Here is an 11,472-nt window from a genome sequence, read left to right on the forward strand (position 1 = left end):
CAATCTATAATTGAGTTGTATTGACACAGTATGAGCAAGCCATGCAACGACTGCAAGCCTACAAATTCGAACTGATTGTCACTGGAGAGCAGCAGCGCCAGATGCGCCGCTTCTCCGGTGCTTGTCGGTTTGTCTATAACAAGGCGCTGGCGTTGCAAAAAGAACGACATGAGCAGGGTGAAAAGAAACTATCGGCCTTTGAACTGAATAATCTGTTACCACAATGGAAAGCAGAGCCAGAAACAAAATGGCTGTCTGATTCACCTTCTCAAACGCTGCAACAGTCGCTGAAAGATTTAGATCGGGCGTACAAAAATTTCTTTGCCAAACGAGCAGACTTCCCGCGCTTCAAAAAGAAGGGTCAGTCAGATAGCTTTCGCTATCCACAAGGGGTGAAACTGGAGCAAGGTAATAATCGACTCTTCCTGCCCAAGCTCGGCTGGCTGCGTTACCGCAACAGTCGGACGGTGGAAGGTGAGATTAAAAACGTCACGGTCAGTCAGGTTTGTGGTAAGTGGTATGTATCGATCCAGACCGAGCGGGAAGTTGAAATTGCCGTGCATCAGGGCGATGCCATCGGCATTGACATGGGCATTGCCCGCTTTGCCACCCTGTCCGATGGCCGTTTCTACGCCCCGCTCAACAGTTTCAAACGGCACGAAACCGCTTTGCGCAAGGCGCAGCAGGCCATGAGCCGCAAGGTAAAATTCAGCAATAACGGGAAAAAGGCCAAAGCCAAAGTTCAGCGCATTCATTCCAATATCGGCAACAGCCGCCGTGACTACCTGCATAAAATATCAAACGACATTAGCAAAAACCACGCGATAGTCTGTATTGAAGATTTGCAGGTCAAAAACATGTCAAAATCAGCGGCAGGAACCGCCGAGCAACAGGGTAGGAATGTTAGGGCGAAGTCAGGCCTGAATAAAGCCATTCTTGATCAAGGCTGGTTTGAGTTCCGTCGCCAGCTCGATTACAAGCTGGCATGGAATGGCGGCCACCTGATCGCCGTTCCACCGAAAAACACCAGCCGGACGTGTCCGTGCTGTGGTCACATATCGAAGGATAACCGCGCCACGCAAGCTCGGTTTGCCTGTGTGGAATGTGGCTTTGAAGAAAACGCCGATGTCGTCGGCGCGATCAATGTATTAAGGGCGGGACACGCCCGATTAGCCTGTGAAGTGAGTGGTGCAACAATGCCGCCAGCAGCAGGAACCCACCGAAGCGAGTCCGGCGTTCGCGCCTAACCGCAGTAGGAATCCTCGTCGTTTACGGCGAGGAGGATGTCAATGGATGCCGCGGATCGCGGGGTGCGAGTGCGTTTATTGCTGGATGATATGACCAGTGCCGACATGGGCGAGCAGCTAATTGCCCTCGCGCGCCACCCTAACATCAATATTCGGCTGTTTAACCCAAGCACAGAGCGCAATTACCGCGGCCTTGCCATGTTGTTTGGTTTTAGTCGCTTAAATCACAGGATGCACAATAAATCGTTCACAGTGGACAATGTGATGACCATTGTCGGTGGGCGTAATATTGGTGATGAGTATTTTGCGGCAAATCGTGACCTCGAATTTGGCGATTTTGACCTGTTAGCCATGGGCGATGCAGTGCCTAAGATATCCGATGAATTTGACCGATATTGGAATGCCGACACGACCCATCCGATTGAAGTCTTAAGTGACCATAATCCCACGCAGGCGGAGCTTGAGGCGCTGGCGCAGCGGGTGAGTGAACAGCGTGAACAGTCCAAATCCAGCGAATATGTGAAGCGCTTAGCCGAAAGCCAATTATTGGCAAATTTGCAGAGCGATAGCATGACTTGGTTTTGGGGCAAAGCCTTAGTGCTGGTTGACCCGTCCGATAAATTGCAGCAGGGCGATAAATCCACTTGGTTGCTCAGCCAGTTATTACCTTACCTGACGCAGGTGGAGTCCGAGTTACTCATCATTTCGCCTTATTTTGTGCCGACGCAATCGGGAACCGATTTGCTCACACTCTTGGCGCAGTCGGGTAAGCGGGTTCGAGTCATAACTAATAGTCTGGCGGCAACCGATGTGCTGGCGGTGCATGCGGGATATAAGCAGTATCGAAAAACCTTGTTGGCCGCGGGCGTCGAAATCTACGAAGTGAAAGCTCAGGCGGGTGAGCGCTCCCACAGCTGGCATGGCAGCTCAAAAAGCAGCCTGCACGCCAAATCGTTTGTATTTGATAATAATCAGATATTTGTGGGCTCATTTAACTTTGATCCCCATTCTGCGGCGGTGAATACCGAGCTTGGATTGTTGATCACTCAGCCGCAATTGAGTGGCCATGTCAGCCATAATATTGAGGAAAAGCTCGCGACGAATACCTATCGACTCGCCTTGGATGATGGCGATCTCGTCTGGTGGGACGATGGGGCGCAGCAGCGCTACGACAGTGAGCCTGATGCCGGATTTTGGCGTATCTTTGTCGCCGATTTCCTCGGGCTATTGCCAATAGAGTCACAGTTATAAGCTAAGGTGACTAAATAGCGGTTTTAGCTATCGCAACTCATTTTGTGAACCGTTATGATAAAAACAGAATAGTTAATGAGAATTTAGGTTTATGAAAAGCAAGGCAAGTCAGTCCCAGGGGCTATTACTGTTTCGGTTATCGCAAACACAGGTCTTTGCTCTGGGCACGCTTAAAATCCGTGAGTTAGTGCCTTACACTCCGCTGAGTAAAATTCCTCAATCTCATCCGACGATCATGGGAGCCGCAACGATTCGCGGCCATACCATTCCCGTGGTAGATATGGCGGCAGCGATTGGTTATCGCCCCATCAGCGATGAAGAGCGCCAACATTGCTATATCATCATTACCGATTGTCAGCGGATGATTATCGGCTTTTTGGTGCGTGCGATTGATAAGATCATCGAGTGTAATTGGCGCGATATTGAAGCGCCATCGGCCAATTTAGGCCGCAATGCCTTTTTAACTGGAGTAACGCGTTACGATAATCAGCTGGTGCAGTTACTCGACGTGGAGTTGTTGCTGTCGAAGGTCTTCCCCGATGCGCCCGAGGCCAATCGCGCCATTTTAACTGACGTGCAGCGCGAGAAGTTAAAACCCATGCGTATTTTGCTGGTGGATGATTCTAAGGTCGCGCGCAAACAACTTTCCGATGCGCTCGATAGCATTAACATTCCTTATTTTGTGACCCCTGACGGTAAAGAGGCGCTCTCGATTATGGAGCAGGCCGCCGCCGAGCATCATCCTATCGATATTCTGGTCAGCGATATTGAAATGCCTGGGCTCGATGGTTATGAGCTGGCGTTTGAAGTGCGTGACAATCCTCTTCTCGCCAAAGCTTATATCATTCTGCATACCTCACTTTCGAGCGAGATCAGCGTCAGCCAAGCCCACCAAGTTGGCGCAAATGAGGCGCTGACAAAGTTTGATGCCCATGAGCTGGTGGAAGCCATGCTGCGGGGCGCCGATTTAGCGGCTACGCGGGCGAATTAGGCCCCATGTTGGATTTTTGTAAGGGTTTTGCAGGGGCAGGGTAATTTAATCGGCTTATTTCCCTGCAAAGCTAGACAAGTTCGATCACATCCTATAAAAACCTTATTGGCCTCGATTTTGAAGGTGTGGGGTGGGGAAACTCAGCCGAAATATAATAACGATAGGTTAAGTAATGAAACAAGAATCGTCTTTGTTAGCCAAGTTGGCTAATGGCAGTTTGGTGCTGCAAATTCTCGTGGGGATCATCGCTGGTGTGAGTCTAGCCAGTTTTTCACATGAAGCCGCAAAGCAAGTCGCGTTTTTAGGAAGTCTCTTCGTAGGTGCATTAAAAGCCATTGCACCTATTCTGGTGTTTATCCTAGTGGCGTCTTCCATCGCCAATCAAAAGAAAAATACTCAAACCAATATGCGTCCGATTGTGGTGCTGTACTTATTTGGCACCTTCGCTGCTGCGTTAACCGCCGTGGTGTTAAGTATGATGTTCCCAACCAATTTAGTGTTGGTCGCTGGCGTTGAGGGCACCAGCCCGCCGCAGGGCATTGGCGAAGTGATCAATACCTTACTCTTTAAACTGGTTGATAACCCAGTCAATGCGTTAATGACGGGCAACTACATTGGCATTTTGGCTTGGGGTGTGGGTTTAGGTTTAGCCCTGCACCATGCGAGCGACTCGACCAAGCAAGTGTTTGCCGATGTGAGCCACGGTATTTCGCAAATGGTGCGTTTTATCATTCGTTTAGCACCTATCGGTATCTTTGGTCTGGTGGCGGCGACCTTTGCCGAAACCGGTTTTGCCGCCATTGCGGGTTACGCCAAGCTATTAGCCGTGTTACTCGGTGCGATGGCTATCATAGCTTTGATTGTGAACCCACTGATTGTTTACGTGAAAATTAAACGTAATCCCTATCCTTTAGTGATCCGTTGTCTGCGTGAAAGTGGTGTAACTGCATTTTTCACCCGTTCTAGCGCAGCGAACATTCCAGTGAATATGGCGCTGTGTGAAAAGTTAAAGCTGCATGAAGACACTTATTCTGTCTCTATTCCGTTAGGTGCAACCATCAACATGGGCGGCGCGGCGATTACCATTACCGTGCTGACCTTAGCCGCGGCGCATACCTTAGGCATTCAGGTGGATTTATTAACGGCGTTACTGCTGAGTGTCGTGGCGGCGATTTCGGCCTGTGGCGCATCCGGTGTGGCTGGTGGCTCGTTACTGCTTATTCCGCTGGCCTGTAGCCTGTTTGGTATTTCTAATGATGTGGCCATGCAAGTGGTTGCCGTTGGCTTTATTATCGGGGTTATCCAAGATGCGGCCGAAACCGCACTGAATAGCTCTACGGACGTGATTTTTACGGCCGCTGCTTGTGAAGCCGCTGAAAACAAAGCTAAACTTGGATAAAGTGTGCTGTTGTTAGTGTAGAAAAAGTATCATAAGAGCAGTCACCACGGTGGCTGCTTTTTTTATGGGAGTAGTTATGATCCTTTTCGATTTTAAGGACTTAGATGCGGCTAAGTCTTGGTATGGCGTCAATGATACCGTGATGGGCGGCCTGTCACGCAGTAAGCTCACCATTTCACCTTTAGGCTATGGGATGTTTAGCGGCCATGTGTCGCTCGCCAATGGGGGGGGCTTTGCCTCAGTGCGCTGCGAGTTTTCGCCGCTTGATGTCGGCGAGTTTAGTGGGATTTACCTCGAACTCGACCGCGACAGGAGCAAGCACTACAAAGTGAACCTTAAGGATGTAGATACGCCGCAGAGCACGGTTTATCAGGCGTCAATGCCCGATGCTAAGCATCAATCCTTTGGCGTTAACGGTGGCAGTATTATTCACTGGCAACGTATCGAAATCCCTTTTACGGCGTTTCATCCCCAGTGCCGCGGTAAGCCGATTGAGCGTGCTGCGATAGATTTAAGCCGTTTGACGAGCATAGGGCTGGTGATTGGTGCGCAGCAAAGTGGTGATTTTTCGTTAAAGATTAAATCGATAGGGTGCTATTAAAGGGATAAACCTAAGTGTATCCCTTTACGTTAACCGCTCACTTTAGAGTGATTTAGGCGTCGACAATACCCAATGGCGTGGCATGCTCCCACGCGCCGCGGGTAAAGTCGGGGAAGTTGACCGAGTTGCTGCGGTTATTCAGCGATTGCTCACTTAAAATATTCACCACAGACCAAGCGGCGCCATCGTAGACATCCTGATCGAGCGCCTCGCCGTTACGTAGGCAATAGATCATACGCCAGAGCATCACAAAATCCATCCCGCCATGACCGCCGTTGATTTCGGCTTCTTTACCGATGCGTTGCCAGAGTGGATGATCGTATTTGTCATACCACTTTTGCATGTCCATATCCCACTCGTGGTAACTCTTACCAAAACCGCCGTGCTCAACGGCAATCCGATTTGGGAATCCGGCAAAAACGCCATTGGTGCCTTGGATAAGGTTATGGCGGCTGTAGGGTCGAGGGGTAGTGGTATCGTGCTGAACCATAATGGTTCGGCCCTTAACGGTTTTAATCAGGCTAGTGCTCATATCGCCATTGATGTACTTGAGCTGATTACGCTCATGATCGGCGGGGAATTCTCGTTTGGCATACAGCGCGCGACCGAGCGCGGGTGAACTCATGGAGGTGAGATAATCGAAACGATCACCGCGGTTGATGTTCATATATTGAGAAATCGGCCCTAAGCCGTGGGTCGGATATAAGTTACCGTTGCGTTTTGTGTGCCAATAGGTGCGCCACGAACCGGTTTTATGGTCGATTTCCTTCATTTGCCAGCGCAGCTCATGGATATAAGCAGCCTCACCGTGGAGCAGCTCGCCAAACACACCTTGGCGCACCATGTTGAGCACCATCAATTCTTCGCGGCCGTAATTGACGTTCTCCATCATCATGCAGTTTTTCTGGGTGCGTTCGGCGGTGTCGACAAGTTGCCAGCATTCTTCCACTGTCAGTGCCAATGGCACTTCCACAAAGGCGTGTTTACCACTTTCCATGGTATCGATGGCCATGGGGGCGTGCCATTCCCACGGGGTTGAAATAATCACAATATCGATATCATCGCGGTTTAACAGTTCGCGATAGCTGAGATCATTCCCCGTGTAGACCGCAGGTTTTGGCCGGTTTTGTTTAACGATATGCTCAACGGCTCTATCGATAACGGCTTGGTGGGTATCACAAATGGCTTTAAGTTCCACGCCTTCTAAGTGACAGAATTGTTCGACATGGCTAAAACCTCGCTCTCCCACACCGATAAAACCGACTCTAACCAGCCCCATTTTCGGGGCGATAAGTCCGATAACGGATTTTCCAACGCGGGGTTTAGGGGCAACGCTGCTGGCGTTGGCATTGAGGGCAATATTGGCCGTAACCAGACCTGCGGTAACGGCGCCCGCAGCTTTTAGAAAATGGCGGCGATGAATATTGTGCATAAGCTTCCTGCATTATTTTTTGATTATTTGTAGGGCGATGTATATCCCGTTTGTTATATCAGAATCCTAAGCCGAGTGAATAAGAAAAGATGTAACAAGCTCATTCATGGGGATGAATGCGCAAGAGGTGAAATAAGGTATTTATCTTTACTTTAGCGATAGGTAAATAGTGATAAAGATCGCGTTTTTATTTTCTAATTAAGCTACACTGCCGATTAATTAATCAGGCGAAATTATCTTTTAGTTTTTAAACGTTTAGCAAATTTAATTTAACCAAAAAATTACATTCCGTGGTTGATTTGGGGGAATTTGCGACTCGGGGGAGTAAAGCGGTAAATGGGTTCTATGCTTAATGTACTACCACAACTGACGTTCACTTTAGGTGAGTGGGTATTGCATAAGGATATCAGGATGTCTGGGATTGAAAAACGCCGTCGCCTTCATTGGCGGGAGTCAGATATGCAAAATCGAGAAATTATTGGTCGTTGGTTAGATGAGCGTCCACTGCTTGGTGACAAAATTACCCTCTATAAAGAAGCGGACAAATATTATTTAGAAACCTGGTTTAGCGATGGCTGCCATAGTTTGGATGAAGTGAATCTGTCCGATACGCCGCTGGGCCAAAAAGTGGAAGATGTTGGCGGTAACTTCTTCGGTGAATATTTTATGGTGACGCCTGCCATGCAACTGCAGTTTTGCAATGAGCAGGGCAGTTATTTCCAAGTCGATAAGTTAATGGCGGATATTGATTTCAATCAGCGCGTAGCTTAATGAGTCACCGTGAAAGACGCTAATCAATAAATCGGCAAACACCAACCCGATTTGCTCAATACGAGGTCGCTTATGGCGACCTCGTGTCTTTTTAGCGGTTAACTTTTGCGCTAAACCGAGAACGGATGCTTACTGTAAAAATGCATGGCTTTACCCGAGTAAGGATGGGTAAAACGTAAACTTTGGGCGTGAAGGCAGAGTCTCGGTCTGGCTTTTATCACTTCATCATCGCCATAAAATTCATCCCCAAGAATGGGATGTCCCAAGGCGAGCATATGCACCCTCAGTTGGTGGGTACGGCCCGTTTGTGGCGTTAATTCGACTAAGGTGCTGTTTTCGCGTCTTTCTAGCACTCGGTAATGGGTCAGAGCACTCTTAGCGCCAGCTGTCCCCGGCGTTTGCGTCTTTTGATAGGGCGGGTGCTCGGGATCGGGCGCGATGGCTAAATCAATTATCCCAGCATCCTTTACAATCAAACCCATGACCTCGGCGATATACACTTTTTCGTTTTGCCTATCTTGGAACTGGGTCTTTAACTGGGACTCGGCCTTTTTGTTACGGGCAAACACCATAATGCCTGAGGTGGCGCAATCGAGTCGATGCACGAGAATGGTGTCAGGATACAAGCGTTGTAGTCGGGTGAGGGCGCAATCGAAGGTATGTGCGGCTCGGCCGGGGTTAGACAACAATCCAGAAGGTTTATTAATAATGATCAAATCTCTATCTTGATAGCGAAGATCTAACCAAGGGACTGAAGGGGGCTGGTAATCAAATATCTGCATCGTATCCTCATCATTTGCGCGGCCATACTAGCAAAATATCAGTCACTAAGCAGTATATTCTCGAGCTGGCGTTTGCTGAGGTTGTTAGAACAACTAGAACTGTGCCAACCACAATCTGAATTTCATGCCCCAAGTTGAGGTGACTCCCGAGGTGATATAACGAATTTCCCCATGGGTATCGATAATATAAATGGCCGGAAATGCCATCGCGCCCCACTGAGTGCTTCGCTCACCATTTTCATCGTTTAGCACCGGAAAGTGATATCGATGCTCGTCCATATAGTGCTGGATCTCGCGATCACTGCCAGAAGCCACCGCCACTGAAATGACATTATGGTCTTGGTTGATACTCTCAACCATAGGGGAGGTGACGCGGCACACAGGGCACCAAGTGCCCCAGAAATAGACTAATGTTGGCTCTGTCTGGGCAGAATTAAGTGCAAGCTGGCTACCATCAATCGCGATACCGCTTAATTCTGGCGCTTGGCCGGTGAGCATATCCCGTTGCAAATAGAGGCTGACGCCGTAGAGCACCAGCGCCATGATGCTAAGATCCCTAAACTGTTTAAGCCAAAAGCGCGGGCTTCGTAGTTTTTGGCGCCAACTGAGTGGTTTAGATGGCTTAGCGCTTGAGTTTGCAGTCGTCACTGCGACGGGAACCTCACTGAATAGGCGTTATCGCAAAGGCGTTAGAGTAAACGCTTAGGCTTAAATAAGGCTTGAACACTGAATTCACTTATTCGAGTCTGTGCCAACTTCCGAACTTAGTTCGAGCTAAGCGCTAAGTTCAAATCTAGTCGGCTGAGCCACTGGGTAGATAGTCACTCGGGGTTTTACGACTCCAAATACGGGTGTATGCCATCAACTGAGGGTAAAAGGTGCGAAAGGCGGTTTCTGTCTCTATCTGCATTTTCGCTAACAGTTTATCCGCGCCATTAAATAAGGCACTGTGCGGATGACCTTTGGCCCGTTGCGTTAATGCCTGTTGAATGCCTTTAGGCGTGGCGTAAGCGTTTAACCAATCTTGACTGCGCATATTGTCGATGATGTCCAGACAGGACTGTGGGTGATACTCATCGGTTTGCGCGGCAAATGCTGCCAAATCACTATAGGCCTTTTGGCTAAACTCGGGTAGCGGTAGGTGATGATATTCTTCCCAGTAGTAGGCTAAATAATGATCGAAACTTACGAACATCAAATCTGCTGCTATGCTTGTTAACTGGGCAGGGAACAGGGCCATCAGCTCTTGGGTCAGTTCATGGGTGGCGCAGAGCTGATTGATTTCTTGGTTTAACCACAGTCCTTGGCGAAGTGCTTGCGGCGCAGAATCGATTGGCGCTGTGATAAAATTGCCTGCCAAATTGGCACCTAGGTGGGTTTTACTGATCTCAGCCAGATGTAAGTGTGTAAGAATGTTCATTTTTTGTGCTTGGTTAATCGCGTTAGTTCACGTTATCATGGGCGGGCGCGCTGAGGAAAGTGCAAATAGGCAAAAATCCAGTGCTTTTCTCAGGGAGTTTATACGTTAGCGTTTCAACAGGAGGGGGAATGCTGACGCAAGACTGAAAATGCACCAATCAATTAACCTGTTAAGGATCATGGATGATGTGGAACTGGTTTACCAAAATGCTCGGTAAAGACGAGCGCCCTAAGCGTAAAAAAGTGCTTGTCGATATACCCTATGAGCAACATAGCTTTCGAATGGAGCATTTTTCACGGACTCGGCCTAAGTATGATGTCGATGATGCGTTAGCCTCAAATGTGCTAAATGAGTCAGACGCGGATATGGATATCGCGAACAAGTAATCTTGATCTTATTGGCCTCTAACCATAGACTAGCCGCCGTTCTAAGCTATCTAGAGGCCTTTGCATGCGCGTAACAGACTTTTCCTTCGATCTTCCCGACGAACTCATCGCTCGTTATCCCATGGCGCAACGCAATGCGTCACGTCTGTTAACCTTAGATGGCAATACTGGCACGCTCGCCGATAAACAGTTTACCGATCTGCTGGGGATGATTAATCCCGGCGATTTAATGGTATTTAACAATACTCGGGTGATCCCGGCGCGTTTATTTGGCCAAAAGGCCAGCGGTGGCAAACTCGAGATTTTAGTTGAGCGTATGCTCGACGATAAGCGAATCCTCGCCCATGTGCGTAGCTCTAAATCCCCGAAGGTGGACAGCATTATCCACCTCGATGGCGGTTATGAGATGAAGATGGCTGCGCGCCATGACGCCTTATTTGAGCTCGAACTCTTATCCGATCTGACGATTTTAGAAGTGCTCGAAGCAGTAGGGCATATGCCACTGCCTCCTTATATCGACCGTCCCGATGAAGATGCCGATAAAGAGCGCTATCAAACCGTGTATAACCAAAACCCCGGAGCGGTTGCCGCGCCAACGGCGGGATTACACTTTGACGATGTTATGCTCGACGCCTTAAAGGCCAAGGGCGTGAATATCGCCTTTGTAACCTTGCACGTCGGTGCAGGAACTTTCCAGCCTGTGCGCGTTGATAACGTGCTCGAGCACAAAATGCATTCCGAGTGGGCCAATGTGCCGCAGGATGTGGTGGATTTAATTGTCCAAACTAAAGCGGCAGGCAAGCGTGTGGTCGCTGTTGGGACGACTTCTGTGCGCTCACTGGAGAGTGCTGCCCGTGCAAGTGAAGGCGAACTTAAAGCCTTTAGCGGCGATACCGATATCTTTATCTACCCCGGGTATCAGTTCCAAATCGTCGATGCCATGATCACTAACTTCCACCTGCCGGAATCGACGCTCATCATGTTGGTCAGTGCCTTTGCCGGTTTTGACCATGTTATGGCGGCGTATCAACACGCAATCACGCAAAAATATCGCTTCTTTAGCTATGGCGATGCCATGTTTGTGACGAAAAAAGCTCACTAGACCAAGATTTTGTTTTAAAATAGCCGCCCACATTGAGTTTGGGCGGTAATTTTTTTCAGCCAAAGGTTGAACCTTTTGGATCTGCCCCTA

At 48.9% G+C, this 11,472-nt stretch carries 12 protein-coding genes; 8 read left to right on the forward strand and 4 right to left on the reverse strand.

The genetic code is table 11. The annotated features are described in order from the left end of the window. The first annotated feature begins 41 nt into the window (after nt 1–41). The 5 genes from N5E87_RS07480 to N5E87_RS07500 all read left to right on the forward strand — a co-directional run bounded on the left by N5E87_RS07480 (nt 42) and on the right by N5E87_RS07500 (nt 5,489). On the forward strand, nt 42–1,247 hold the full coding sequence (locus tag N5E87_RS07480) for a transposase (RefSeq protein ID WP_279775246.1): 1,206 nt from the start codon (nt 42–44) through the stop codon (nt 1,245–1,247). A 42-nt stretch (nt 1,248–1,289) separates the two neighbouring features. Next, complete coding sequence (locus N5E87_RS07485) at nt 1,290–2,498, forward strand: phospholipase D family protein (protein WP_256657207.1); 1,209 nt, start codon at nt 1,290–1,292, stop codon at nt 2,496–2,498. A gap of 91 nt (nt 2,499–2,589) precedes the next feature. Further along, the gene (locus N5E87_RS07490) at nt 2,590–3,489 is read left to right on the forward strand and encodes a chemotaxis protein CheV (protein ID WP_011716492.1); all 900 of its coding nucleotides are present in this window, start codon (nt 2,590–2,592) and stop codon (nt 3,487–3,489) included. 172 nt (nt 3,490–3,661) lie between these two features. Continuing rightward, a complete protein-coding gene (gene sstT / locus N5E87_RS07495; RefSeq protein ID WP_011716493.1) occupies nt 3,662–4,888 on the forward strand; it encodes a serine/threonine transporter SstT in 1,227 nt (408 codons plus the stop codon). Nucleotides 4,889–4,964: 76 nt separating this feature from the next. Then, entirely contained in the window at nt 4,965–5,489 is a 525-nt protein-coding gene (locus tag N5E87_RS07500) for a CIA30 family protein (RefSeq protein WP_086904158.1), read from the forward strand. A gap of 52 nt (nt 5,490–5,541) precedes the next feature. On the opposite strand, the gene N5E87_RS07505 is transcribed toward N5E87_RS07500, so the two are convergent. Continuing rightward, entirely contained in the window at nt 5,542–6,921 is a 1,380-nt protein-coding gene (locus N5E87_RS07505; protein ID WP_086904157.1) for a Gfo/Idh/MocA family oxidoreductase, read from the reverse strand. A gap of 336 nt (nt 6,922–7,257) precedes the next feature. Between N5E87_RS07505 and N5E87_RS07510 the strand changes: the two genes are divergently transcribed. Then, nucleotides 7,258–7,692 (forward strand): hypothetical protein, encoded by a 435-nt coding sequence (locus N5E87_RS07510; protein ID WP_086904156.1) that lies wholly within the window; start codon nt 7,258–7,260, stop codon nt 7,690–7,692. Between the two features lie 110 nt (nt 7,693–7,802). Here the strand turns inward: N5E87_RS07510 and N5E87_RS07515 are convergent, their stop codons facing one another. The 3 genes from N5E87_RS07515 to N5E87_RS07525 all read right to left on the reverse strand — a co-directional run bounded on the left by N5E87_RS07515 (nt 7,803) and on the right by N5E87_RS07525 (nt 9,894). Further along, the gene (locus N5E87_RS07515; RefSeq protein ID WP_086904155.1) at nt 7,803–8,474 is read right to left on the reverse strand and encodes an RluA family pseudouridine synthase; all 672 of its coding nucleotides are present in this window, start codon (nt 8,472–8,474) and stop codon (nt 7,803–7,805) included. Between the two features lie 93 nt (nt 8,475–8,567). Next, the gene (locus N5E87_RS07520; RefSeq protein ID WP_086904154.1) at nt 8,568–9,122 is read right to left on the reverse strand and encodes a protein disulfide oxidoreductase; all 555 of its coding nucleotides are present in this window, start codon (nt 9,120–9,122) and stop codon (nt 8,568–8,570) included. Between the two features lie 145 nt (nt 9,123–9,267). Next, nucleotides 9,268–9,894 (reverse strand): acyl carrier protein phosphodiesterase, encoded by a 627-nt coding sequence (locus tag N5E87_RS07525; protein ID WP_086904153.1) that lies wholly within the window; start codon nt 9,892–9,894, stop codon nt 9,268–9,270. Between the two features lie 182 nt (nt 9,895–10,076). Between N5E87_RS07525 and N5E87_RS07530 the strand changes: the two genes are divergently transcribed. Both N5E87_RS07530 and queA read left to right on the forward strand, forming a co-directional pair. Next, nucleotides 10,077–10,280 carry a hypothetical protein gene (locus N5E87_RS07530; protein ID WP_086904152.1) on the forward strand — a complete coding sequence of 68 codons (204 nt, stop codon included), beginning with the start codon at nt 10,077–10,079 and terminating at the stop codon, nt 10,278–10,280. 64 nt (nt 10,281–10,344) lie between these two features. Beyond that, the gene (gene queA, locus N5E87_RS07535) at nt 10,345–11,382 is read left to right on the forward strand and encodes a tRNA preQ1(34) S-adenosylmethionine ribosyltransferase-isomerase QueA (protein WP_086904151.1); all 1,038 of its coding nucleotides are present in this window, start codon (nt 10,345–10,347) and stop codon (nt 11,380–11,382) included. Nucleotides 11,383–11,472 lie beyond the last annotated feature (90 nt).

It is taken from the genome of Shewanella sp. GD03713 (assembly GCF_029843705.1).
Lineage (GTDB): Bacteria > Pseudomonadota > Gammaproteobacteria > Enterobacterales > Shewanellaceae > Shewanella.